Genomic DNA, 25,984 nt, shown 5'->3' on the forward strand with positions numbered 1-25,984 from the left:
ATTCCCACCAGATTTATAATTATTCTAAAAATTTTCTTTTTAGTTTTAATACATTTTCCTTTTTTTAAATGTATTAAAATTATCTTTTTAGCCAAAACTATACTGTAATATTTTATACTTTTTTGTTAATAGTATTTTGTTTTTTATAATCGTCATATAATAAGGAGGGTTGTTTATGGAAAACAATACTAATAATCAAAATAATACTACCCCAAATAACAATGACATAATAAAAAGAATAGAAGCACTTGAAAATAACTACAACAATTTAAATAATGAGATATCAATGCTTGAAAAAAATAGATTAGAGGTAAATGAAAGCCTTAAATCCTTTGATAAAAATCTTGAAAAAATCAATAGTAATATGGAAAGTATAATGTCTAAACTAGAAAATCCTCCATTGCAAACCACCAATGCCTCTGCTAATTTTTCAAAAGGAAAAACTAGTATTTCAATAGAAATGCATAATCCTTTCAGGAAATTAGCTGTAGGAATACTAAGTGGTATCTACACAGTTGTTGATAAAACTATAGAAACCACATCAACCATGAGAGAAAATCTAGAAGATATAGCAGCTGAGGCTCAATATAATAATAAAAAAAGACGAATGAACTCAGCTGAACAAAGTTAGTATATCGTAACCATGTTGATATATAGTTTAATAATTTTAAGTAAAAGGAGATAACAAATAATTGCTAAGAGCATACAAGACAGAAATATATCCAACAGAGGAACAGAGAAAGAAGATTAATCAAAGTATTGGTATTTGTAGATGGCTATATAATCAATATTTAGGTAAAAACCAAGAATTGTATAAACAGTTTCAAGAAGGATTGATTTCTAAAAAAGAAGCTAAGTTAAATGCAAATAATTTTGATAAATATATAAACAATGAAATTAAGTTTTTAGAAGAATATAAATGGATAAACTTATGTGGTTCAAAAGCAAGGAAGAAAACTATCTGTAATGCAGAAACTGCATATAATAGATTTTTCAAAGGTCAATCTAAATTTCCAAGATTTAAGAAAAAAAATAAATCAAATGTTAAGTTATATTTTCCTAAAAATAATAAAACAGATTGGAAAATAGAAAGGCATAGACTTAATATACCTACTTTGAAGTGGGTTAGATTAAAAGAATTTGGATATATACCAACTAATTCAAAAGTTGTTAATGGTACAGTATCCAAGAAAGTTGATAGATATTTTGTATCAGTAATAATCGAAGAAGAATATAAGGTTGAAGATAAACCTTATACAAAAGGAATTGGAATAGATGTTGGAATTAAAGAGTTTGCAATTATCTCTAATGGTGTTCACAAGAAAAATATTAATAAAACTGCTAAGATTAAGCAATTAGAAAAGAGACTAAAAAGAGAACAAAGAAAACTTTCAAGGAAATATGAGAGTTTGAAATTAAGAAATAAAAAAGAGAAAGGAAAAGCTACTCGGCAAAATATTCAAAAACAACTAGTTAAGGTACAGAGAATTCATCAAAGATTGACTAACATTAGAACTGATTATATAAATAAGACAATTAATGAACTAGTTAAGCAAAAACCAAGCTATATAACTATTGAAGATTTAAATGTTAGTGGAATGATGAAAAATAAGCATTTATCTAAAGCAGTAGCACAGCAGAAATTCTATGAGTTTAGAGTTAAACTTGAATACAAATGTAAACTTAATAAAATTGAGTTAAGAATTGTAGATAGATTTTATCCATCAAGTAAGACTTGTAGTGTATGTGGATCATATAAGAAAGATTTAAAACTATCTGATAGAGTTTACAAATGTAATAAATGTAATTCTATTTTAGATAGGGATTATAATGCTTAAATTAATTTAGAAAATGCAAAAATATACGAAGTTGTATAATCAAGTAATCGTATATATGTACCCAAGGCTATTTGGGGAATTAACGACTGTGGAGTGCTATACAAACTGTAGTAGCTTAGGCAAAGCAGAGTACGGTGAAGCAGTAAAAATCTCGATATGGGTATATTTGTCCATATTTTGAGTAGCAGCGCACACATGAGAGTTAGTACTTTAGAGAATAATTCCGTATACAATGATTCATATAACATAAAAAAAATAAAAGAAACCTTAAATAATATTGATCCTCAGGTAAAAGCCGCTCTAATCTTAAGCTTGCAAGAAGCAAATGAAAATCCAATGTTAGAAAAAGATTTAATTAATCTCTGGGGACGCTATTTTAAAACCTTAAGTGATTTTCTCTTTACTGAAAGTGAAAAAAGTGGAAACAAAGATATCTATAAGAAAATAATGAAATATATTATATTCAACCGCTAATAGTTAACCTAACACATACTTCTATATATATGTTTAAAAACACCTTCTATGGATATAATTTTTTAATACAACAGTATATGGAGGTTGTGTTATGGCTAATAATAAGAAATTTTTTTGGGGCCTAGCTTTAGGCTTAATAAGCAGCAAGCTCTATAATAGTTCAAAAAAAGAACTTAGATCTATTGCAGTAAAAACTGTAGAAGAAACTTTGTTTTGGGCAGAAGAATCGAAAAGTTTTTTTGATGATATATCTACTGAAGCTAAACTAAGAAACGCTGAAAAATACAAGAATAGACTTAAAAAAGAAAAGGAATGAGTTCTATGAAAGCAGTTAGTATACTCCCAGGACGTATTAGGTTTAGAAGTAGTGAAATTATATATAACAAATCACTTGCAAAATATATAAATATATATACTGATAATTTATGTGGAGTTAAAAAATCAAAAATTGATAGTAACACTGGAAGTATTCTTGTTATATTTGATGAGACAAAACTAAAATCAGATATATTAAAAGAAAATATAGAAAATGCTCTAACTTCTTCTTGTCAAAACAAAATTCAAGATTTGCATAATTACCATATATACTTTAAAACAATAGACCTAAGAAACAGAGCTAAGAAAAGATTCTTATTTTGGAGTTCTACATACATAATCTTCAAAATAAAGCAAGCTATGTTCGGTAAGTTTTCTATTAGTAGAAATATAAATGCACTTAAAGCAGCATCTGCAGTTACTATTATAGCTGGTTATCCTCTTTTGAAAAAATTTTATGGCAAATTTACTAAAAAAGTACCTGCTGACTGTGATATTCTTTTAAATCTAACAGCAATATCCTTTACTCTTTTAAGGGAAAGTACCAAAGGTATTGGTGTTCTTGTACTAAAATCTTTAACAGATTACATAAAACTATCTGCTGATTTACAATGTATGAGATTACTCAATCAAAATATGGCACAAAATGTTAATATGGCGTGGCTTTATAATGAAAATAACGGAGAAATTCTTGTTCCTATCAGCAGCATAAATACAAATGACATTGTAATTGTGCATAAGGGAGAAGTTATTCCAGTAGAAGGAGAAATTATAGACGGCTCTGCAACTATAAATAGCTTATATTACACCGGACAACCTGTTGTAAATACCCTTAAAATCCATAATAAAGTTTATGAGGGTTTTAATTTAATAAGTGGAGAAATAAAAATAAAGGTTACTAAAAAACCAAAAGAACTATCTAAAAAAACATTTCCTATTGAACACTTAAAAATAAGTAAAAATGTTGAGAGATATCATCGTTTATCATCTCCACTCTCGCTTGCTGCAGCTGGTCTTACTTACCTAGTAACTGGAAATATATTATATTCTTTATCAACTATACTTGTTCTTTGTCCATCGGCTGCTTCAACTGCACTTAGTATAGGAATGAAAAACTATTTTTCTCTATTAAGTAAATACAATATATACTTAAAAAATCCAAATGTATTAGAAAATGTTATAAAGGCTGATAGCATAGTTTTTGATAAAACTGGAACTATAACAAAAGGTAAAATGGAAATTAAAGCAATAGATATACTTGATAATAATTATTCTACAAAGGACTTACTAGAAATATGTTCAGCCTGTGAATCAAATAGTTATCATCCTATATCTATTACATTTAGAGAAGAAATAAGTAATGAATATGATTTACATAAACTCCAAAGTTCTGTTTTAATTCCTTCTAAAGGAATAAGTGCTTCTTACAATAATCAAGATATTTTAATAGGTAATATTGATCTTATGCAAGAAAATAATATTAATTTAGCACCAGCTATAGAAAAATATAATAATTATAAAAAACAGTGTCTTACTCCTATCTTAGTAAGTATTGATAATAAAATAATAAGCATAATTGCCATGGAAGATACTTTAAAAGAAACTTCCTATGAACTTATTAAAAACTTAAACCTTAAAGAATTAAATGACATATCACTTCTTACTGGCGATACTTATGAAAGAAGTATTCATATAGCTAAAAAACTAAACATTAAAAATATTTATAGTGAATGCACTAATGAGGATAAATTCAGTATAATTAGTCAGAAGAAAAAATATAATACTGTTATTATGGTAGGTGAAGGTATTAACGATCTTGATGCTATGAAAGCTGCTGATGTTAGTATCAGCTTTGCAAATTCTGCCTGCGATAAAACTAAAATTCATTCTGATTGTTTGATTTTTAATGACAACATGAACACCTTATTTGATTTTATTTCCTTATCAGAAAAATCCTATAAAAAAATAAATCAAAGCATAAATTATGTAAAACTATATAATTATGTTTTAGGTATATTATCAATATTGGGATGCATAGGTCCTTTTGCAGGTAAATCCCTACATACTATAAGTTCTTTAAGTGTTCTTATTCTAAATGAAAGAATAAAATATATACATCCTAAAAAAATTTATAGTCCTCCCACTATTGATTTTAAAAATAATCTTTATAAAAAATAGCTTTAAAATAGAGAAAATCTATTTTAAAGCTATTTTTTATAACTTCTCTTCTTTTCTCTGTAACTTTTAAGATTGTGCTTTTATATCTCCTGGTGAAAATCCTCTCCATTTTGAACAACTATACCCCTGCATAGTTTTCATATTATAACACCCATCAGGTTTCTTGCAATTTCCTTCTTCACACTGTACTTCTATATGTCCAAAATTAACTCTTCTTTTTCCTTTCCAATGTATGCATGTACCACATACTCTATGTTGTTTATCCCAGATACTCATTTTTGTCCTCCCCCCATTGTTTTATTACAAACATATGACTGAATTGCTTTATTTATTACACTTATTCATAATTGTTTTTTATATAAACTGCAATTTGCTTTTTAACTATTCAAATTTGGAGATTACTGTATTTAGCAATTTAATATACTGAATTATTTTACTAATTTCTCTTTTCCTATAATTAAGCTTTTGTTCACAAAAAGGTATATTATATATAACGAAGAGAGGTGATACTTTGAAATTATTGAGACAATCTTCAATAATACTTATCATTTGGTTTTCGGGAGAATTATTGCATACCACTCTTAACCTTCCTATACCTGGAAGTGTTCTTGGTATGCTTATCTTATTAACATGTTTATGTACAAGAGTTATAAAATTAGACATGATAGAAGAATTTAGCAATTTTTTATTAGACCATTTAGCTTTTTTCTTTATACCTGCTGGGGTAGGTTTAATTTCATGCTTTCCAATTCTAAAAGATAATTGGATTGCAATAATTGCTATATCGTTTTTTTCAACAATAATAATAATGTCCTCAACAGGAATAATTGTTCAATCAATGATAAGGAGGAGAAATAAATGACAGATTTTATATCAACCCCTATTTTCGGCATATTAATTTCTTTAATTGCCTTTGAAATTGGTTGTTTTATATATCACAAAACAAAACTAACAATATTCAATCCTCTTTTTATAAGTATTATTTTAATAATTTCCTTTTTATTAAAGTTTAATATCAGTGTTGATTCTTATAATGAGGGAGCACAATTTATATCTTTCTTTTTAGGACCTGCTACCGTTATATTAGCTGTTCCATTATATAAAAAAATACAACTGTTGAAAGAAAATTCTCTTCCTATTTTAGTAGGCATAGCTAGCGGTTCTTGTATTGGAATAACAAGTATAGTTTCACTAAGCTATTTACTTAATCTTGATAAGGCACTTAATATTTCTTTGGTACCAAAATCAGTTACAGTACCTATAGGAATAGAAATATCAAAACAATTAGGAGGTATCCCTGCTGTAACTGCTGCTGCTATAATTTTAACCGGTATAATAGGAGCTGTTATAGGTCCTTTGATTTGCAAATGTTTCAGAATAAAAGATAACGTAGCTGTTGGAATTGCTATTGGTACTGCATCTCACGCAGTAGGAACCACAAAAGCCTTAGAACTTGGAGAAACTGAAGGCGCTATGAGTGGATTATCTATAGGTATTGCTGGACTTATTACAGTTTTCGCTGCTCCCTTCATACTTAAAATATTAAATATATTTTTAAAATAAAAAAAGATCGTCTTTATTTGGACGATCTTTTTTTATCGATTTTATTCGTCAGCTGATATAGCTCCAACTGGGCATACATTTGCGCAGTTTCCGCAATCTATGCAAGTATTTGCATCGATGTCAAATTGAGAATCTCCTTGGCTTATAGCTCCTACTGGACATTCAGAAGCACAAGCTCCACAGCTTACACAAGCATCACTAATTTTAAATGCCATGAAAAACACCTCCTTGATTTTACATATATTGATATAAAAATATCAATGTCTTTTCCTATTTTACCATGTTTTCATTATTTTTTAAAGGTAGTTTTCATATTGCAGTATACCCCATATCTTCTAATAAATCATATATTTTGTCGATACTTATGAAGTAATTATCATATACGATGTCTACTTCCCCTTTTTCCTTCTTTATTTGACAAGCAACTATTCCTTCTAAATTACCTAATGCAGTTCTTATCTTTCCTACATCCTTTGCAGTGCGCATATTAGAAACTTTTATAAGAGATTTCATACTATTTCCCCCTTAGTCTTCTTTCAATAGTTCACTTATTACTTCTTCATCTATGTCTTCAGTTTCTAATTTAATATCTTCTTCCTTGATCTCTTCAGTATATTCATACTCTCCTGATACAAGCTTAATATCCTTTATGGAAACATCTTGTATTATATCTTCTCCATCTTTAATTTTAATTTTAACTCTTACACTTTCATTAACTACTGAATTGTTTATAACTTCCCCTTTTCCATAAGGCGTTTCAACAATAGACTGCACTTTAGGTAATTCTTTTCTTATTTCCTCATAGGTATTCTGTTCATAATTTAAGCAGCACATAAGTCTTCCACAAATACCAGATATCTTAGCAGGATTTAATGATAGATTTTGCTCCTTAGCCATTTTTATAGACACTGGTGCAAAATCCCCTAAGAAAGAAGAGCAGCACAAAGGTCTTCCACAAGGTCCAAGTCCGCCTATCATTTTTGCTTCATCTCTAACTCCAATTTGTCTTAATTCTATTCTTGTTCTGAATACAGATGCTAAATCCTTTACTAATTCTCTAAAATCCACTCTTCCATCTGCTGTAAAGTAAAATATGATTTTATTATTATCAAAGGTATATTCTACATCTATAAGCTTCATTGGCAAATCATGCTTTTCTATTTTTTCCAAACATACATCAAAGGCTTCTTTTTGCTTCTGCTTATTTTCTAAATGCTTCTTTATATCTTCCTCTTCAGCTTTTCTTATAACGTTTTTAAGTGGAGTCACAACATCTGATTCTGGTATATCTTTTGGTCCTATTACACAATCCCCAAACTCTATTCCTCTTACTGTTTCAACAATTACACTATCTCCACTCTTTACATCTAAGCCATTAGGATCAAAATAATATATTTTCCCTGATTTTTTAAATCGTATTCCTACAACTGTTATCATACTAAACCTCCTGCATTTTAAGCAGCATTATATCAAAGGCTAATGCTGAATTAACTCTTCTTTCTAGTTTTTCTCGCATATCATTTATTTCTTTAAAAATACCATTAAGTTTATTGAATGAATACATGTTAGAAAGCTCTTTTATATTATCAAATTTATCATTATTTATTACAAATTCCTGTCTACCTGTTTCTTTATAAATCATAATATCCCTTATATACGCAATAAAACAAGTTAATACTTCATCCCATTGCTTTCCATATTTATAAAAAAAGCTTTCATATTTCTTGACTATATTTTTTTCTTTTTTAGATAACTCCAAAAGTATTTGTATTGATATATCTCTTATTTCATTAAAAGAACTATCTTCTAAAAAAAGCTTGCAGCGTCCTGGTATTCCATCACTAAACGCTATAACTGCTTTTGTTTTTTCTTCATCTAACTCAGGGTATTCTCTTATTATATATTCTTCAATCTGTCTTAAATTTAATCTTTTTAATTTATGAATTTGACATCTTGACCTTATTGTTTCTAATATAAGCTCTAAACTTTCACTTAGTAATATTAAAGTCACACCCTTTGGAGGTTCTTCTATAGTCTTTAAAAGAGCATTTTGTGCTTCTACTGTCATTTTGTGTGATTCATATATTATTATTACCTTTTTGTCACCTTCATATGGTTTTTTATTTACCTCTTTTATAATATCACGTACTTCATTTACACCAATAGACTGTTTGTTTTTTTGAGTACTCCACTCTATAATGTCAACATAATTTCTATTTTTATGTTTTCCTAAAAGTTTTAATGCAATCTCTTTTGCAATAAGACTTTTTCCTATACCATCTTCACCTATTATTAGATGAGCGTGAGAAAAATTTCCCTGTTGTATGGAACTTTCTATTTGCTTTTTTATAAACTCATGTCCAATTATACTTTCAAAGCTCATCTTTTACCTCCAACTACACTATCTAAATTAAACTTTAACAAATTTATCTACGTCTACTACAAATATTGTAGCTCCGCCTACTTCCACCTCAACGGAATATGGAATATAAACTCCCGTTGATCCTACTACTGGTGATGGTGTTGTAACAACTTGCTTTCTCTTTTGACAAGTATCTTTAATAACTGATATTACCTTATCAACTTCTTCTTTTTTTACTCCAATAATAAGAGTGGTATTTCCCTTTTTTAAAAATCCACCTGTTGTTGCAAGCTTAGTAACCATGTATCCTGATTCTGTTATTATATCTACTAATTCTCCAGCATAATCATCTTGAACAATAGAAATTACAAGTTTCATACATGCACCCCCTAATTAATTTTTGTATTCCCCTTTAAACCTTATATTTTTTAATATCTAAATATTTACTATTATCTTCTATATTTATTTTACCACATATACTATATTCTTCAGATATACTTTAAAAACTTTTTTTTATTTTTATAGTTCAATTTCATCATTTAAAATTTTCTTTATACTATCAAATACTTTTTCAATAGGTTGATTGGCATCAACTTTTCTAATTCTATTTGAATATTTCTCTAGTAATATAAAATATCCTTCTCTTACTCTTTTATGAAAATCAATTTTCTCTAAGTCAAGTCTATTTACTTCTCTATCTTTGTTTTTTGCAATTCTTTCAAGTCCCACTTCTGGTTCTACATCAAGATATAAAGTAAAATCTGGCATATAACCTTCTATGGCAAATTCATTTATTTGCATTACTTCATCTATTCCAAGTCCTCTTGCATATCCTTGATAAGCTAAAGAGGAATCTACAAACCTATCACAAATAACTACTTTTCCTTCTTTCAAAGCTGGTATTACTCTTTCAGCCAAATGCTGTCTTCTAGAAGCAGCATACAATAAAGCTTCACATCTTCCATCCATAGCTGTATTGCTTTTATCTAGAATTACATTTCTTATTTGCTCAGCTATATTAATTCCACCTGGTTCTCTAGTAGATATATAATCTATACCCTTTTCACTTAAATATCCCTCTACTAACTTTATAATAGTTGACTTTCCTGATCCATCTGGTCCTTCAAGAGTAATAAAAACTCCTTTTTTCATCCTATGTTCCTCCTTTATTCGTCTATAACTCTAATTTTCCATTCTCCATTGATTTTTTTAACTCCTATAACATCAGTTCCATTTTTTAAGTAATATTTTATCATATCTATATTCTTTTTATCTATTATTTCACCCATCATTACAAGAGGTACTCCTGGAGGGTACGGAACTATTGCTTCACCACATATTTTACCTTCTGACTTTCCTAAATTTATTTCCTTGAAATTTTTATTTACAACTTCAAACGGAGCTAATTTACTTTGTGGTATATTATAATTTAATATATTATAATACTCCTTTTTTAAACTTTCCAAAGGACACTCTCTTATAACTTCATACAATCTTTTTAAATCTTCTTCTTTATCAAAAGGTGAAAAAATAAGAACTACATTCTGATTGTCATTCATCTCTGCTTGAATTTTATTTGCTCTTAAATAATTTGAAAATATACTAGCACTATATCCTCTTTCTAAATTTATTACATATCTAGATAAATCAATATCTTCTTTATTTATATCTTCTATACCTAAAACATGGAAGCCTTTTATTTTATTTATTTTATGTCTATAAACATCAGCAATTTCTAAAAATCTTTTATAATCCTCTTTTCCATATTCCTGTAAATAAAACCTTGCATAATCCATAGAACACATAAACATATAGGATGGACTTGTACTTAAAAACATACTTAAATAAAACTCAACTTTATCAATATCTACTCCTTCTCCTACATGTAGATAAGCAGTTTGAGTAAAGCTTGGTAATGTTTTATGTGAACTCATAACAACCATATCTGCTCCCAGCTCTACTGCATTTTTAGGAAGTCCTTCACATACACCAAAATGTGCTCCATGAGCAGAATCAACTAAAACCCTCATATTCCTTTTTTTAGCTTCTTTTATTATAAAACTCAAGTCAGGACAAACTCCGTAGTAATTAGGATAAGTTACCACTATTCCCTTAGCATCACTATTTTGTTCTAAGACACGCAAAAAATGCTCCTCATCTATTGAAAGAGGAGCATCATATTTTTCATTAATCTTATTTTTTATATATATAGGCTTTAATTTTCTTAATATTATTCCATTAAAAATAGACTTATGACAATTTCTCTCAACAATAATTTTATCTCCTTCATTAAAGGAAGAGAATATCATAGTTAAATTACCACTAGTGCTTCCATTTACTAAAAAATAAGATTTTTTGCTTCCATAAAACTGTGATAAGCACTCCTGTGCTTCCTTTATTATTCCCTCAGCATTGTGAAGATTATCTAATCCTTCTACTTCTGTAATATCACTGTTTATGAGATTCTCATATATCTCCCTGCCCATGGCAGTCCTCATAAATCCTTTTCCGCCTTTGTGCCCTGGCATACAAAATAAAATGTTATTCTCTTTTATATATTTTAATACTCCTCTTACAAGGGGTAATTTTGACACCTGTAATCCACTCCTCTTATCATATAATGTGCAATTCTTTTTTTTATACAGTATATATAGTATTCATAAAAATCAGTTTCACGTTCAGCATTTATTATTCTCTCTTCGCATTTTTTACATATTCCTCTTCCATATATCATTATACCATCATTTAGAGGCTTTCCACATATAATACATTTTTGTTTTCTCATATTTACCCCCTCGAAAAACTTAATAAAATTATTTTAATTATTGCCCCTTATAATATATTTTATTCAACTACTCCTCTAATCTTATTTTGTCCACAAAAATAAATTAAAAATATTTTTGTAAATCTTCAAAATATAAAAATGCTTTCTTTAAATATTTCCTTTTTCTCTATTTAATGGTATAATAATTAGAGAATTTAGTAGAAATTTGTAAATTTTCGCAATTATTAATTATATTTAATAAAGGAGGAACTATTATGCTTAAACTGTCATTATTAGAGTTCTTATTAAGAACCCTTTCGGAGTCCTTCTTATTTATTTTTGCAGCACATGTATTTTCTAAGAATAAAATAACTAAAAAAACTTTCTTTGTATCTAGTATTATATTAGCACTACTTACTTATTTAATAAGATTATTACCTATTCACTTTGGGGTTCATACTATACTTTTTCTTGTAGTATATATTCTGATATGTGCATTGATAAATAAAATCGAACCTATTAAAGCAATATCTTCTGGATTGATTTCAATTATAATTTTATATATATGCGAATGGATTAATCTATTTATTTTAGAAAATTTATTAAACACAAGACTTGAAATAGTTTTAAAAAGTACTCTACCAAAAATTTTGTATGGTAGTCCATCCTTATTATTATTTGGATTAATACTTTCCACATTTTATATAATATTATCTAAAAAAAGAAAGGTACTTAAACATGTTTCTAATTGAAAATTTATCAAATAAATTATCCTATAAAATAGCTTCAACTTTAAAATTAGATAATGACAATCAAGAAATTATTGCCTATGGAGTTTTCTCTTTTCTTCAAACACTATGGGCTATTTTATTGATTGTATTATTTGGAATTATTTTCGATGTATTAATAGAGGCCGTGATTCTTTCTTTTACAGGGAGTTTTCTAAGAAAATATTCTGGAGGAGTTCACGCTAGTTCTCCAAATCGCTGTGCTGTAATTGGAACTATCATATTTGTAGGATTGGGCGTAATTGTAAATAAAATCAGTAATTTCATCACTTTTCAATGGGTGGTTTTAGGCGCAATATTAAGCTTTACATTTTCTTATTATACGGTTTATAAATTAGCTCCTGTTGATAGTCCTTCTAAGCCCATTGTAAAAGAAACAAAAAAACAACGTCTAAAAAGAAGTTCTATGCTGCTACTACATAGTTTAATGATAATCGTACTAGTATTATTAGGATTATATTATAAGCTAAGAGTTAAAAATTTATTGATAGTTGCCCTTTGTATGTACATTGGAACTGCATGGCAGTCCTTAACACTTACATCTAAAGGACACTTATTAGTAAAAAGCATAGATTCTTTTTTAAAAAATATAACTACTTTTTTAAGGGGGAATAATAATGAAAAAACTAGTAAACCTAGTAGCTGATTTCTTCAGATTTTTTGCTTTTTCAACATCAGCATCAGCATGTTTCTTTAGTGCTTACCAACCTGAAGAACCAAAATGCTTAAGAGACGAATAATGTAAAGGTCGATTTCGACCTTTACATTATTCGTTATAGTTTACTAATTTGTTCAGGTGTGAAAATATGAATAGAATTGAAGATAACAGACAAAAAAAAGTATACGAAATTATATCTATCGTAAAACTAGCCTCATTATTATTTTGTGGAATTATAGTTTTCAAAAGTTATTTTAATAATAAACAACCTTATATTAATACAGAAAATGGTCATTTAAATATAATTTATTTAGGACTAACTATTTGTATACTAACTTTAATTTATGCAAGTTGGTCATTTTTTTCAAAAAAAATTTTAAAAACAAAATATGTTAAATTAATAGCATATATTGAAAATTTCATTTTTATATCAATCTTTTTTACTTCAATATTTTTATCTGGTAATCATACTAGCCAGTATAAATTTTTATTTTTATTTATAATTATTACTTCAACTATACAATTAGGTATGACACATGGAATTACAATAGCTTTTATTTCATCAATGCTATTGTTGGGTATGGATTTAATTTGTTTGCCTAATGTTGAAATAAATCACTACTTCGAAAATGATTTAATTTTAGCAGGAGTTTTTATGTTAACAGCTTGGCCTCTAGGTCACTATGTTAATATTGAAAATGAATATAGAAAAAATTTGGCTCATCTTGTTAATACTGATGGATTAACAGGAGTTTTTAATCATAGATTTTTTCATGAATCATTAAAAAAGCAAATTGAAATCTCTAAAAAATCAAAGCTTCCTCTCTCTATGCTCATATTAGATGTTGATTATTTTAAGCATTATAATGATCTTCAAGGACATCAGAAAGGAGATAGAGTTTTAAGTCAAATAGGAAGTATATTAAACGCAAATGCACGTAGTAAAGATATTGTTGCAAGATATGGTGGAGAAGAATTTACAGTAATTTTACCTAATACAATAGAAAAAGAAGCTATTTTCATTGCGGAACAGATAAGATTAGCAATAGAAAATTGTAAATTTGAAGGAGAAGAAAATCAACCTAAAGGGAAACTCACTGTATCTATAGGGGTATCTACTTTCCCAGATAAGGCAAAAAATGATATAGAACTAGTTGATAGTGCAGATGATGCCCTTTATAGAGCTAAGTTCTTTAATAAAAATAGAGTGGAAACCTATTATTCTATTTTAGAAGAATTAAAAAGTGATATAGAAGACGAGCATATCGATTTAATTACCTCAATAAAAACATTAATTAGTGTTATTAATGCAAAGGATAAATATACCTATGGTCACAGTGAAAGAGTTGTCATGTTCTCTAAATTATTAGGAGATAAACTCCATTTGTCAGAAGATGATAAAAAACTCTTAAAATATGGAGCCTATATGCATGATATAGGAAAAATAAATATTCCCAAGGAAATTTTAAATAAGAAAATGCCTTTAACTAATGATGAATGGGAATTACTAAAAGAACATCCTGTAAACGGAATAGAAATAATAAAATCTGTTGATTCTCTTAAAAATATTATTCCTTTAATTCTACATCATCATGAACGTTATGATGGAAAAGGGTATCCTTGTGAATTAAAAGGCGAAGATATTCCATATCTAGCTAGAATACTTACTGTAGTTGATAGCTTTGATGCTATGACTTCCAATAGACCTTATAATATAGGTAAAACCTTTGATGAAGCAATTTGGGAATTAAGGAAATGTAGTTCTACTCAGTTTGATCCTAATATTGTAGAAGCTTTTATACAAGTAATAGAAGAAAATAAAGGTAATTTCGATAATAGTACTCTTTTCTCGCAAAAGTAGAAAAATCCAAATAGAATTGATTTCTATTTGGATTTTTCTTTTATTTTAAAGTTTTAAATTCATATCCTTGAGATTTTAAATATTCTATTACCTGTGGTAAAGCATCAGCAGTAGTAGTTTTAACTGGCGCATCATGCATTAGTATAATAATAGATTTTTTATTTTTACAGCTATTTTTTAAGTTTCTCATTAATTTATCTACTGGCACTAAATATGCAGTTGTATCCCCAGTAGATGCATTCCAATCCATATCATGATATCCTGCGTCTATTACTGCATCCTTATAAGCTTTGCTTTTTCCCATTGATCCTCCTGGGAATCTTATTAATTTAGTATTATACTCTGGAATAATACTTTTTAAAATTCTATCCGTTTTATTGATTTCATTTACAAAAGCTGTTGGACTTGCATAAAGTTTTTTATATTGATGAGAATAAGTATGATTTCCTATGGTATGTCCTTTTCTATACTCTTCTCTTATCAAATCCTTATTTCTCTCTGCAAATTCGCCAACTACAAAAAACGTAGCTTTAACATTATAGTCATCTAATACTTTTAAAACTCTAGTAGTTACTTTTCTCGAAGGACCATCATCAAAAGTTAAATAAGCAACTTTTCCTGTACTTTTTTTGTATGGTTGTCCAACAACTACTAACTTGTTTATTTTATATTCACTTTCTAAGTTTTTTGTATGAATTCGTAATAAGTATATCCCTGCTTTATCAGCTTTCCATGATAACTCACCATTATATTCCTTAAAGTTAACTTTAATCTCATTATTCAATACATCATATACACTATATCTATACTCTTCTTTGGTATCGCTACTGCCCTTTAATTGTATTGCTTCTCCAACTTTATAATTATCCTTTACTCCATTTAATTCTTTGTTTATAGTTGTTTCTTCACTTTTTAAGCAATTTATATTAAAAACAGCATATTCATCATAACCCTTTTTGTTGATAGGTGCTTTACCATCTCTTTTTATCCATAGAGATACTGTATATTTTCCCTCTGTTAACTTAGGTATAATTATCCTACAAGCACTTTGTGCATAACAAGGTTTTGTATAGCCTTGCGTAGCTTCAAACCATTTGTTTGTATTTTTATTACAAATCCATACTCTATATTGTACATTTTCAAAACCTCTAGATACTATATCTAGAATTTGATTATTTTCCTCATATAATTCTGAATACTCACATATTACTTTTTCAATAGTTGGTATAGTATCTTTTTTTTCCTTGGATTTAGTCTGATCTTTTCTTTTATCATAAACCTGTCCATCATATTCTAAACAATCCATTTTAGCCGCAAAGTAATTGTCATATCCATTTTTATTTACAGGATTTTTATCCGCTCTTTTTACCCATACAGATACTTTATATTGTCCTATATCTAAATTAGGTATTGAAACTTTATAAACTGTTTGTGCACTTAGAGGACTTGTATATCCATTAGTGATATCTTTCCATTCATTATTTTCTATACTATATAGCCAAACTCTATACTGTACATTACCATTACCTGTTGAATAAACATTTAGAGTTTGTGTTTCTCCTTCATATAAAGGAACTTGAGCAAAAACCACATCACTAATTCTAGGCAGTTTTTCTTGTGCATATACTTTTTGATTGTTAAATGCCAAGTTTGCCAAAAAGCTTACAACTAAAATAACTACTATTAATAACTTTTTAATTATTTTTTTCACAAAATATCCTCCATTTATACTACATATAATTAGCTAACTTAATTTAATATATATTATTGTTGAATAACTAATAAGCTTCCTCTTGGTACATTATTATAAAACCATTTGCTTTCTTCTAGAGGCATTCTTATACATCCATGTGATGCCTTATGTCCTAATTTTGCCACTGCTGATGAAATAGGTTGTCCATTTTTAGTGCATAAAACGCTATGGAAAAGGAAGTTATTATTAAATCTTACCCAATTATAACAAATGATAGATTTATTAGTTCCTGTTAAGAAAGAAGGTCCTCTAGATCCAATTAAATAAGTACCTTGTGGAGTTGGAGTCCAATCATTACCTGTAGAACAAACTATATTTCTTATAAGCTTACCATCTTTGAATACATAAATATGTTGATCGCTTATGTCTACTAACACAGAATAGGATTTGTTTGGTTTTACAGTCTTTACATTCCAAGTTGGAATATATCCTGTTATTTTGTTTAGTGTCCTATAGTCAGTTGTTTCAACATAATAATAATTACCTACAGTTTTTAATATTTTTATTCCTTGAAGACTTCCGTAGATGTATCCCACAGTTCTTGAATTAGACTTAGGCTGCTGTTTTACATATATGATATTAGTTTCACTTGTATTTCCTACTACAAGGGAATCTAACTTTGGTGCTTTAGGCCCTTTAGAAGTTACTTGCACTTTTTTAGTTGGTCTTTTAGGTTTACCTACAATTACCAACTTATATATTTCCTCTATTTTTTCTCCACTGTTTAGCTTAATCTTAAATAAGTATATTCCATCACTGCTAGATTTCCATGAAAAACTATCCTTATACTGTGTACTATAAGACTTCACTGTCTTACTATGAAGAATATCATATATATATACGTTATATTTATATAATTCCTTACTACTTTCATTTTTTACTTCAATTGCTTCATTCTTAGAATAATTATCTTTTATACAGTCTAGCTTTATAGTAGGCTCTTGTTCATTTGATTTTAAACATTTCATTTTTGAAAGGAAATATTTATCAAACCCTTTTTTATTTAAAGGTGCTACCCCTGCTCTTTTTACCCAGATAGATACATCATATTCTCCTTCAGTTAACTTAGGTGTCGTTACTCTCAATATTTGATTTTCACTCACAGGACTTGTAAATCCTTTAGTTATATCCTGCCATTCACCTGTTTTTTTATTACAAATCCATACTCTATATTGTGCCTTGCTCGATGATCTAGATAATATATCTATAGTCTGAGTATCACCTTCGCATACGTTTTTATATTCGTATACTATCTTTTCTACTTCTGGTATACTTTGTGCACCATAAGCTATGCTTGTCCTACACGCTATAGTAAAGAAAAAACTCATAACCATAGTTATTGCAGCAAACCTCACAGATGTTCTTTTCATATACTCCACCCCTTACTTCATGTTTTTCATAATTTGCCATTATATTATATTATAAGATATTATGAATATTTATTGCAACAATAACAAAATACGTTTTGAAACTTATGTAAAAAATATATTTTGTATATAAGGGCATAATAAATACTACAGTCTGCACAAAGGAGAGATTCTCTATGAAACAAGAGATTATAACATATTTATCAACAATAAAAGATGATATTAAAAATCTTACAAAATATTTATATGAATATCCAGAAGAAAGCTTTTGTGAACATAAAGCCTATAATTATATAGTAAATTTACTAAAAGATAAAGAATTTGAAGTAACAGAAAACTATTTAGACATGTCTACTTCTTTTTTAGCTCAATACGGAAGTGGTCACCCAAAAATTTGTTATATTTGTGAATATGATTCTCCATGCAAAAAAGGGCATATACTAGGTACTCATTTAGTATCTTCTATATCTATTGGAGCTGCTCTAAGTCTATCAAAAGTAATTCCTAAAGCTGGCGGCGGTACTGTAATACTTTTAGGATGCCCAGGGGAATTTTTAAGTGGTTCAAAAGTAACTATGGCAAAACAAGGAATATTTGAAGATATTGATACTGTACTTATGGTTCAACCCCATACTATAACTGCTGAAGTATGTACATCTCCAGCAATTCTTCCACTTAAAATCACATATTCATGCAATAAAGCCTCAGGATGTACTGAAAAAAGTACTTACACTGCTTTGGACGCTTGCATTTTTACTTTAAATTCAATAAATACCCTTGTTAAAGGTTTTTCTGATGAATGTTCAATTGATATGGTATCAATTAAAGGCAGCACAATGCCTTGTATTCCATATAACACAGTAGAAACTAGCTTTTATGTTAAAGCTCCATATTTAAAAATTGCTGAAGAAATTGCTGATAAAATAAAAAAAATTACAGCCTCTTCAAAAGATTTAATGAATATTGACTCAGTAGTAACTTTTAGTAAAGCACCTTGTGAAAATTTTGTATCTAGTAACACCTTAAGCAGAATATTTGCCCATAATCTTAAAGAAAGTGGGATTATTGATGATGGGAACACTATAGATATTCCTTATGGATTAAGTCTTGGAAATGTAAGCCACCTTATTCCTTGTATACGTCCTTATGTATGTATTACAGAGGATAAAAGTATACAATATGCATCTGAAAACTTTGGATCAGCAACTCTTTCACCTTATGCTGAAGATAGAATTTTAAAAGCCGCTCAAGCTCTTGCTATAACTGGACTTGACTTGATAGAAAAAGATTCTTTACTAGCAGAAGCTAAGATGGAACTTCATAAATGTATAAATGAAAAATGCTAGGTATTTACACCTAGCATTCTTTAGTATACTTCTTTATTTTTTAATACATCTAATTTTTCTACTAATTTATGACTTGGTTCAAAATAGAACCTCTTAGTACCATTGCCATTATTATATTTACAAAAATATAAATCATTATCAAAGTTTAAACACCCATACATATTACGTATTACTGCATCTAAATATATTTTATTCTTTCCAATCTTCTCTATACATTCTATGTCCTTAACCTTAACACTAGCCATAATTTGCTGCTTATTTCCTTTTACCTTATATATTATAAATTCATCAGCAATTATAGAATACTTATATTTTATTTTGCACATTTCAATTTGTCTTATTATTAGTATAAAAACAAAAAAAGATAATAAGCTAGTTAAATGATTCCCTACTTCATATTCACCTAAACTAAGATTTGCAATTATATCTGATACAACTATAGAAACAGTTAGCATTAGTACTATGATGAATATGCTGGAAATCTTTTTTCTTATTACTATTTCCTTATACATATCAGGTATCCCCCGTAATATAATTTTTCATATAGAGATTATACTAATTTTATTAATCTGAATACAAATGCTACAATGTCTTTATAAGTCGATTATAGCTTATTTATTATAAATAAATTGAGCTCAATCAAAAATACTTAATATTATTAGCAAAATCGCTTGATTTCTTTATATTATTTTTAAAATTTTATTAGTTTTCCTTTTAACTATACTTTGATAGAGCTATAATTTAATATAGAAGAAAATATTTATTAAAACATGGAAAATAAATAAAGTTATATTAATATTTATATGAATATAACTACTTAGAAAGGATTGAATTTTATGATTTGCATATATAAAAGTACAAGTGAAACTACCCCTACTTTGAGACAGCTAGATACCATTGAACATGGCTGTTGGATTAACATGGTAGCTCCTTCTGAACAAGAAATTTTGTTAATATCTAAAAAAACCGGAGTACCTGTTGAATTCTTAAGTGCTGCCTTAGATGAAGAAGAAACTTCACGTATAGATATAGAAGATAATAATCTACTTGTAATTCTAGACATTCCATTTACTGAAATGGAAGAAAATTCTTTAACCTATGATACTTATCCTCTTGCAATAATTCATACTGAAAAAGAAATAATAACAGTTTGCCTGAAAAATAATAAAATGTTAACGGATTTTATAGAAGGAAATATTCGTTCTTTCTATACATTTAAACGATCTAGATTTATCTTGCAAATCCTTTATAGAGTTGCCAGCTACTTTTTAGTATGCCTTCGTCAAATAGACAAAAAGAGTTGGATGATACAAAAGAAACTACATAAATCAATGAATAATAAAGTGCTTATGCAATTGTTATCTCTTCAAAATTCACTTGTATACTTTTCAACTTCATTAAAGTCCAATGAGATAACCTTAGAAAAAATGATGAAGCTAGAAATCATGCAAAAATATGAAGAAGATAAAGAGCTTCTTGAAGATGTAATCATTGAAAATAAACAAGCAATAGAAATGACTAGCATGTATACAAATATACTAAGTGCAACTATGGATGCCTCAGCCAATGTTATATCTAACAATCTAAACCTGGTTATGAAAATATTAGCATCAGTAACCATTGTTATTTCTATACCAAATATATATTCTGGTATATTTGGTATGAACGTAAAAGGTCTTCCTTGGTCAAATGCGCCTGATGGAAATGGTTTTGCCATTGTAATGACTTTAATGATAGTTACTACCTTAGTTAGTATAGTATATTTAAATAAACGAAATATGCTATAAAAATTTAAAACTTTCTTATAAAATCTTTGAAAATATTTGGCTTTAATTTATCATCTAAAAACTTTAAGCATATTATATATTAAATATGAATTTTACAGGATGTGATTTAGTGATAGCTAAAAAATTAAAACAAGGTGATACTATAGGGCTCATTTCTCCTGCAAGTCCAGAGGATACATCTAAAATAAAAAAAGCAATTTCATTTTTAAAATCACTAGGTTTTAAAGTGAAAGAAGGAAAACACTTATATGATAAATGGGGATATTTAGCTGGCAAAGATAACGATAGGGCAGAGGATCTTATGAATATGTTTTTAGATAAAGATGTAGACATGATTTTATGTATAAGGGGTGGCTATGGTTCTATGAGAATCCTTCCCTTATTAAACTACCAGCTTATAAAAAACAATCCTAAAATCTTTATGGGCTATAGTGATATTACTACTTTTCTAAACATAATATCATCAAAATGTAATTTAATAACCTTCCATGGTCCTATGGGTAGTTCTAATTTTACGGATAAAGATACTCTAAAAAGCTTTTTAAATACCCTTATAACTTGTGATAAACCTTACGTTATATCTAATCCTAAAGATAAAATTCTTAACTGTAGAAATGGAGAATATGCAGAAGGTAAAATTGTAGGAGGTAATTTATCTTTGATAGCATCTACTTTAGGTACCCCCTATGAAATAGATACTAGAGGTAATATTCTTTTTATAGAAGAGGTAAGTGAAGAACCTTACGCAATAGATCGCATGCTAACTCATCTTCATTTAAGCGGAAAGCTTCAGCAATGCAGTGGGTTTATTTTAGGGCAGTTTACAGATTGCCCTTCACCTAGCTATAGTAAAAGCTTGACCCTTGCTCAAGTAATTGAAGACAGGCTTTTATCTTTAAACAAACCTACTCTATACAATTTTATGTCTGGTCACGACTATCCAAAACTTACTCTTCCTATAGGTGTCAAAGCTAGAATTGATTGTAATAATGCAAGAATAGAAATATTGGAGGCAGTTGTTAAATAATAAAAGAATGTTGCAATGCAACATTCTTTTATTCTATCCTGTTATTAATTTTATTATCTTTTCAAGTACTCCAACAGAAGATAAAAATACTATTACAAGTAATATTGGACTGATGTATCTTAAAACAAAATAATAAAAATCTATAATATTTGCTATTTTAAGTTTTCCATTATTAGAAAGTTCTCTTTTAATATCCTCTTTTGGCGCAATATATCCAACTAAAAGAGCCATTAATAATCCTCCTACAGGTAAAAGTATATTTGATGATAGAAAATCAAATATATCAAAGATTCCTTTTCCAAATATCGTTACTCCCGATAATAACGAAGTTTCTCCTACCGAAAGAGTTGAAAATGCTCCAATAAATGCTATTACTATAGCATTTAATATAACAGCTTTCTTTCTTGATGCTCCTTTTTGTTCTGTATAATAAGCTATTAAAACTTCAAACATAGAGATAGTTGCTGTTGTAGCTGCTATTGAAGCTAACACAAAAAATGCAATTAACAAAAACTTACCAAAAGGTATTTTAGAAAATACTAGAGGTATTGTCATAAATAAAAGTCCTGGTCCACTTGAAGCCTCCATATTAAATGAAAATACTGCTGAAAAAACTGCTATTCCCACAAGAAGAGAAACGATAGTATCAGATATTGCTACCTTAGCAGCCGTTCCAAACATGTTATCTTCTTCTGTAAAATAACTTCCATATGTAACCATTGTTCCCATACCTAATGATAATTTAAAAAATGCTAATCCCATAGCTATAAGTATTCCTTGACTAGTTAAATGACTAAAATCTGGTTTAAATAAGAAGCTAAAACTTTCTTTAACACCAGGAAGAGTTAATGCTCTAATATCACATACTATAATTAAAATAAATAAAACAGGCATGAGAGTTTTTGTTATTCTTTCAATTCCTTTTTTAACTCCACCTATTAAAATTACAGATACAACAGTTAGTACTATAATCTGCCATACTATTGGTGCAACTGGTCCAGCTGTAGTATTAGTAAACTGTTGTTGAACTGATTGTGCTGTAGCTCCATTAAAATCTCCTCTTAAAATTTTAAATACATAAGAGTATACCCATCCAGCAACGCCAGTATAAAAAAACATTATAAAATACGCAGCTAAAATTCCAATAATACCAATACTTCTCCATCTTTTTTTAGTAGTTAATTCTTTAACCGCTCCCATAATATTTTTTCTTGTTTTTCTTCCTATGTAGAATTCACTAACCATTACAGGGAGACCAACTAAAATAATACATGCAAAATAAACTAATAAAAATGCCGCTCCACCATTTTCCCCAACTACATAAGGAAACTTCCATATATTCCCCAACCCTACTGCAGAACCTAATGTAGCAAAAAATGCTGCAAGTCCAGAAGAAAATCCTTCTCTTCTTTTGTTATTTTTCATTATTTACACCTTCCATTCTACTGTTCTACTAGACTTTTTCAGTCATGAATTACAGAGCATTAAATACTAATTTATTTGATACTCTATAGCTCATACTAGAACATTAGTATACAATAGATATATCTAAAAAGTAAGGGGGTAAAAGTATAATTATTCAAATAATTAAAACCTCTCCCCCTTAAACTTTCATAATTTTCATATTTAACCAAATAACTTATCTTATAATATATTCTATTATATTGAAGTAGCTTCTCTTAGTACTTTTCCGATACTCTCATTAATAACTAAATCTGCTTGACTATCATAAGGTGTTGAGGCTTTGTTTATTAAAACTAACTTGTTTTCATTAAAATACTCAATTAATCCAGCTGCTGGATATACAACCAAAGATGTTCCCCCTACAATTAACATATCTGCTTGCTGTATGTGCCGAACTGCACTATTAAGTGTATTCATGTCCAAACCTTCTTCATATAAAACTACATCTGGTTTAACAATTCCTCCACATTCATCACATATAGGAGTTAATCCTTTGCTATTCATAACATAATCTAAGTCAAAACTTTTATTACATTTCATGCAATAATTTCTAAGAACAGATCCATGAAGTTCTAAAACATTTTTAGACCCTGCTATCTGATGAAGTCCATCTATATTTTGAGTAATAACAGCTTTAAGCTTACCTCTTCTTTCAAGCTCTGCTAGGGCTTTATGAGCATCATTAGGCTTTGCATCATTGTATATCATTTTTGTTTTGTAAAAATCAAAAAAATCCTCAGTATGTTTCATAAAAAAACTGTGACTTAACATAATTTCAGGTGGATAAGAGAAATTATTTTTTGTTTTATATAACCCTGCTTCAGACCTGAAATCTGGAATATTACTCTCCGTTGAAACACCTGCTCCACCAAAAAATACAATATTGGAGCTTTCTTCAATCATTTTCTTAAACATATTTATGTTATCCATTTTTATCATCTCCTAAACAAAATTTACTACTTATAATTATACATCAAAAAATGGAATAGATATGCATTATTCTTCTTAGCCAGCATATCTATTCCATAGCATGATTATACTTTATATATTTTAATTTTTAAAATATGACATTGCATCTTTTTGAAGTTTATCAAATTTATCTGAAAGTGTAGAATATCCTTGTGGATTCAATATTTTAATCTTTTCTATAGAACTTAAAGCATCCTCTGGTTTCTTAGCTTTAACTTGTGCATCAGCTAAATAGTACCACATAAGTGCACTATTTTTATAATCATCTTTTCTTAATTTTGATTTGTAATAATCAATAACTTTATTGTAATAGTAAGAATACACTTCTTTTGCGGGAACTAATTTTTTACCATCAAATTTTAAAACATCTACTTTATATACATCTCCTGTGATTTTTTTCCACAAAGCAAGTTCAACTCTTCCATCTGCTCTTCCCTTATCATTTGGCATGTCATTCATATATATTTTGTGATAGCCATCTTTAACTACTAATTTAAAATTATCTGTATTATTATCATATTTATATATATTTAAAGCATTGCCAACTGAAACTCCTGCAAAAGTACTTACCAATAATTCATCATTTTTGTCTCCATCTAAATCTTTTAAATCTATTCTATAAATAGATTTGCCTTCTCCGTAGCTCTGCAATATTTTTTTCCATTGATGATTTTTTTCTTTTAAAACAATTATTCCTCCTATATACTTATCTTCTTTTGATTTAAAAGTAAATAGAATTTCTTTGTTTCCATCCCCGTCTATATCTTTTTTTATAATAGACTTTGCTCTTTTAGGATACATTGGTGCTGAAAACTCCATACCTTTTGGCAGAAATTCTTTCGCAATATCTTCTGTGTTTTTTGACTTTTTAACCTCTTTTACGGATTCTAAAGGTTGTGAAGATACAGTTGCTTGACTACAGCCATTTAATATAGTTGAAAGCATTATAGCTGTAATAATAGCTCTCGTCATTTTCCTAACCATATTTATCTCTCCTTTAATTAAACTAATAACTTTAACCTACAAAGTATTATTTGTTAAGAAGAGAAAATAAATTCACTAATAATCAAAAAATAAAAAAACACTAAGCCTTTGCTTAGTGCTTTAAACTTACCCGGCGGCGACCTACTCTTCCACACCGTCTCCAGTGCAGTACCATCGGCGCTTTGAAGCTTAACCTTCGTGTTCGGTATGGGAACGGGTGTTACCTTCAAGCCATAACCACCAGATGCTATAGTTCTTGAAATCTTCGATTTCTTAGAAATATAGTACTCATCAGCTCTGCTGAATGAGTTTCCTTTTGAAAGATTTATTCTTTCAAAATTGCACAGTGAATTTAATTATTGATCAAGCCCTCGACCTATTAGTATTGGTCAGCTGAATGCATTACTGCACTTACACCTCCAACCTATCAACCTGGTAGTCTTCCAGGGGTCTTACTAGCTTAACGCTATGGGAAATCTAATCTTG

The 25,984-nt window shown here is 28.5% G+C and carries 29 protein-coding genes and 2 rRNA genes; 14 read left to right on the forward strand and 17 right to left on the reverse strand.

All coding sequences use genetic code 11. The annotated features are described in order from the left end of the window. Nucleotides 1–175 precede the first annotated feature (175 nt). The 5 genes from OXH55_RS06400 to OXH55_RS06420 all read left to right on the forward strand — a co-directional run bounded on the left by OXH55_RS06400 (nt 176) and on the right by OXH55_RS06420 (nt 4,805). Complete coding sequence (locus OXH55_RS06400; RefSeq protein ID WP_268048950.1) at nt 176–631, forward strand: hypothetical protein; 456 nt, start codon at nt 176–178, stop codon at nt 629–631. Nucleotides 632–692: 61 nt separating this feature from the next. Then, on the forward strand, nt 693–1,838 hold the full coding sequence (locus OXH55_RS06405; RefSeq protein WP_268048952.1) for an RNA-guided endonuclease InsQ/TnpB family protein: 1,146 nt from the start codon (nt 693–695) through the stop codon (nt 1,836–1,838). Between the two features lie 177 nt (nt 1,839–2,015). Continuing rightward, nucleotides 2,016–2,312: a hypothetical protein gene (locus OXH55_RS06410; protein ID WP_268048954.1), complete on the forward strand. Its 297-nt coding sequence runs from the start codon at nt 2,016–2,018 to the stop codon at nt 2,310–2,312. Between the two features lie 91 nt (nt 2,313–2,403). Next, nucleotides 2,404–2,628 (forward strand): hypothetical protein, encoded by a 225-nt coding sequence (locus OXH55_RS06415; protein WP_268048956.1) that lies wholly within the window; start codon nt 2,404–2,406, stop codon nt 2,626–2,628. Nucleotides 2,629–2,633: 5 nt separating this feature from the next. Beyond that, on the forward strand, nt 2,634–4,805 hold the full coding sequence (locus OXH55_RS06420; protein WP_268048958.1) for an HAD-IC family P-type ATPase: 2,172 nt from the start codon (nt 2,634–2,636) through the stop codon (nt 4,803–4,805). A gap of 66 nt (nt 4,806–4,871) precedes the next feature. Here the strand turns inward: OXH55_RS06420 and OXH55_RS06425 are convergent, their stop codons facing one another. Then, entirely contained in the window at nt 4,872–5,081 is a 210-nt protein-coding gene (locus OXH55_RS06425) for a hypothetical protein (protein WP_268048959.1), read from the reverse strand. 235 nt (nt 5,082–5,316) lie between these two features. Between OXH55_RS06425 and OXH55_RS06430 the strand changes: the two genes are divergently transcribed. Together OXH55_RS06430 and OXH55_RS06435 are read left to right on the forward strand one after the other, a co-directional pair. Then, the gene (locus OXH55_RS06430; protein ID WP_268048960.1) at nt 5,317–5,667 is read left to right on the forward strand and encodes a CidA/LrgA family protein; all 351 of its coding nucleotides are present in this window, start codon (nt 5,317–5,319) and stop codon (nt 5,665–5,667) included. Further along, nucleotides 5,664–6,368: an LrgB family protein gene (locus OXH55_RS06435; RefSeq protein WP_268048962.1), complete on the forward strand. Its 705-nt coding sequence runs from the start codon at nt 5,664–5,666 to the stop codon at nt 6,366–6,368. Before OXH55_RS06430 ends, OXH55_RS06435 begins: the two co-directional genes overlap by 4 nt. A gap of 41 nt (nt 6,369–6,409) precedes the next feature. On the opposite strand, the gene OXH55_RS06440 is transcribed toward OXH55_RS06435, so the two are convergent. The 8 genes from OXH55_RS06440 to OXH55_RS06475 all read right to left on the reverse strand — a co-directional run bounded on the left by OXH55_RS06440 (nt 6,410) and on the right by OXH55_RS06475 (nt 11,515). Further along, nucleotides 6,410–6,583 (reverse strand): DUF362 domain-containing protein, encoded by a 174-nt coding sequence (locus OXH55_RS06440; protein WP_268048964.1) that lies wholly within the window; start codon nt 6,581–6,583, stop codon nt 6,410–6,412. A gap of 94 nt (nt 6,584–6,677) precedes the next feature. Beyond that, nucleotides 6,678–6,881: a heavy-metal-associated domain-containing protein gene (locus OXH55_RS06445; RefSeq protein ID WP_268048966.1), complete on the reverse strand. Its 204-nt coding sequence runs from the start codon at nt 6,879–6,881 to the stop codon at nt 6,678–6,680. Between the two features lie 12 nt (nt 6,882–6,893). Further along, a complete protein-coding gene (locus tag OXH55_RS06450) occupies nt 6,894–7,805 on the reverse strand; it encodes a PSP1 domain-containing protein (protein WP_268048968.1) in 912 nt (303 codons plus the stop codon). 1 nt (nt 7,806) lies between these two features. Beyond that, nucleotides 7,807–8,751, reverse strand: a complete 945-nt coding sequence (locus tag OXH55_RS06455; RefSeq protein WP_268048970.1) for a DNA polymerase III subunit delta' — start codon at nt 8,749–8,751, stop codon at nt 7,807–7,809. A gap of 27 nt (nt 8,752–8,778) precedes the next feature. Next, nucleotides 8,779–9,108, reverse strand: a complete 330-nt coding sequence (locus OXH55_RS06460) for a cyclic-di-AMP receptor (protein ID WP_268048972.1) — start codon at nt 9,106–9,108, stop codon at nt 8,779–8,781. Nucleotides 9,109–9,249: 141 nt separating this feature from the next. Beyond that, a complete protein-coding gene (tmk, locus tag OXH55_RS06465; protein ID WP_268048973.1) occupies nt 9,250–9,882 on the reverse strand; it encodes a dTMP kinase in 633 nt (210 codons plus the stop codon). Nucleotides 9,883–9,896: 14 nt separating this feature from the next. Further along, a complete protein-coding gene (locus tag OXH55_RS06470; protein ID WP_268048975.1) occupies nt 9,897–11,324 on the reverse strand; it encodes an aminotransferase class I/II-fold pyridoxal phosphate-dependent enzyme in 1,428 nt (475 codons plus the stop codon). Beyond that, nucleotides 11,303–11,515, reverse strand: coding sequence for a sigma factor G inhibitor Gin (locus OXH55_RS06475; RefSeq protein ID WP_268048977.1), 213 nt, complete (start codon nt 11,513–11,515; stop codon nt 11,303–11,305). The genes OXH55_RS06470 and OXH55_RS06475 overlap by 22 nt, the downstream gene beginning before the upstream one ends. Before the next feature lie 254 nt (nt 11,516–11,769). Here OXH55_RS06475 and OXH55_RS06480 point away from each other — a divergent pair, with 254 nt between their 5' ends. From OXH55_RS06480 to OXH55_RS06495, 4 genes are all read left to right on the forward strand, one after another. Further along, nucleotides 11,770–12,246, forward strand: coding sequence for a hypothetical protein (locus OXH55_RS06480; protein WP_268048978.1), 477 nt, complete (start codon nt 11,770–11,772; stop codon nt 12,244–12,246). Then, nucleotides 12,233–12,928: an accessory gene regulator ArgB-like protein gene (locus OXH55_RS06485; RefSeq protein ID WP_268048979.1), complete on the forward strand. Its 696-nt coding sequence runs from the start codon at nt 12,233–12,235 to the stop codon at nt 12,926–12,928. The genes OXH55_RS06480 and OXH55_RS06485 overlap by 14 nt, the downstream gene beginning before the upstream one ends. Then, a complete protein-coding gene (locus tag OXH55_RS06490) occupies nt 12,900–13,022 on the forward strand; it encodes a cyclic lactone autoinducer peptide (RefSeq protein WP_268048980.1) in 123 nt (40 codons plus the stop codon). Before OXH55_RS06485 ends, OXH55_RS06490 begins: the two co-directional genes overlap by 29 nt. A gap of 66 nt (nt 13,023–13,088) precedes the next feature. Then, a complete protein-coding gene (locus OXH55_RS06495; RefSeq protein WP_268048982.1) occupies nt 13,089–14,801 on the forward strand; it encodes a bifunctional diguanylate cyclase/phosphohydrolase in 1,713 nt (570 codons plus the stop codon). Nucleotides 14,802–14,841: 40 nt separating this feature from the next. Here OXH55_RS06495 and OXH55_RS06500 read toward each other — a convergent pair whose 3' ends face one another. Continuing rightward, complete coding sequence (locus OXH55_RS06500; protein WP_268048983.1) at nt 14,842–16,512, reverse strand: polysaccharide deacetylase family protein; 1,671 nt, start codon at nt 16,510–16,512, stop codon at nt 14,842–14,844. 53 nt (nt 16,513–16,565) lie between these two features. Next, nucleotides 16,566–17,924: a L,D-transpeptidase gene (locus tag OXH55_RS06505; RefSeq protein ID WP_268048984.1), complete on the reverse strand. Its 1,359-nt coding sequence runs from the start codon at nt 17,922–17,924 to the stop codon at nt 16,566–16,568. A gap of 173 nt (nt 17,925–18,097) precedes the next feature. On the opposite strand from OXH55_RS06505, the gene OXH55_RS06510 reads away from it, so the two are divergent. Beyond that, nucleotides 18,098–19,267, forward strand: coding sequence for a zinc-binding metallopeptidase family protein (locus OXH55_RS06510; protein ID WP_268048985.1), 1,170 nt, complete (start codon nt 18,098–18,100; stop codon nt 19,265–19,267). Nucleotides 19,268–19,287: 20 nt separating this feature from the next. Here the strand turns inward: OXH55_RS06510 and OXH55_RS06515 are convergent, their stop codons facing one another. Beyond that, nucleotides 19,288–19,779: a hypothetical protein gene (locus tag OXH55_RS06515; protein ID WP_268048986.1), complete on the reverse strand. Its 492-nt coding sequence runs from the start codon at nt 19,777–19,779 to the stop codon at nt 19,288–19,290. Nucleotides 19,780–20,103: 324 nt separating this feature from the next. Between OXH55_RS06515 and OXH55_RS06520 the strand changes: the two genes are divergently transcribed. Both OXH55_RS06520 and OXH55_RS06525 read left to right on the forward strand, forming a co-directional pair. Further along, complete coding sequence (locus tag OXH55_RS06520; RefSeq protein WP_268048987.1) at nt 20,104–21,054, forward strand: magnesium transporter CorA family protein; 951 nt, start codon at nt 20,104–20,106, stop codon at nt 21,052–21,054. Nucleotides 21,055–21,163: 109 nt separating this feature from the next. Next, on the forward strand, nt 21,164–22,081 hold the full coding sequence (locus OXH55_RS06525; protein ID WP_268048988.1) for a S66 peptidase family protein: 918 nt from the start codon (nt 21,164–21,166) through the stop codon (nt 22,079–22,081). Between the two features lie 33 nt (nt 22,082–22,114). Here the strand turns inward: OXH55_RS06525 and OXH55_RS06530 are convergent, their stop codons facing one another. The 5 genes from OXH55_RS06530 to OXH55_RS06550 all read right to left on the reverse strand — a co-directional run. Then, nucleotides 22,115–23,506: a sodium-dependent transporter gene (locus OXH55_RS06530; RefSeq protein WP_268048989.1), complete on the reverse strand. Its 1,392-nt coding sequence runs from the start codon at nt 23,504–23,506 to the stop codon at nt 22,115–22,117. Between the two features lie 234 nt (nt 23,507–23,740). Next, the gene (locus OXH55_RS06535; protein WP_268048990.1) at nt 23,741–24,484 is read right to left on the reverse strand and encodes an NAD-dependent protein deacylase; all 744 of its coding nucleotides are present in this window, start codon (nt 24,482–24,484) and stop codon (nt 23,741–23,743) included. Nucleotides 24,485–24,595: 111 nt separating this feature from the next. Continuing rightward, complete coding sequence (locus OXH55_RS06540; RefSeq protein ID WP_268048991.1) at nt 24,596–25,498, reverse strand: hypothetical protein; 903 nt, start codon at nt 25,496–25,498, stop codon at nt 24,596–24,598. 128 nt (nt 25,499–25,626) lie between these two features. After that, a 5S ribosomal RNA gene (gene rrf, locus OXH55_RS06545) occupies nt 25,627–25,743 on the reverse strand. 114 nt (nt 25,744–25,857) lie between these two features. Further along, nucleotides 25,858–25,984: ribosomal RNA gene (locus tag OXH55_RS06550) — 23S ribosomal RNA — on the reverse strand; the annotation flags it as partial.

The sequence above is a fragment of the Clostridium ganghwense genome (genome assembly GCF_026735165.1).
In the GTDB taxonomy this organism is placed as follows: Bacteria; Bacillota; Clostridia; order Clostridiales; family Clostridiaceae; genus Clostridium_H; species Clostridium_H ganghwense.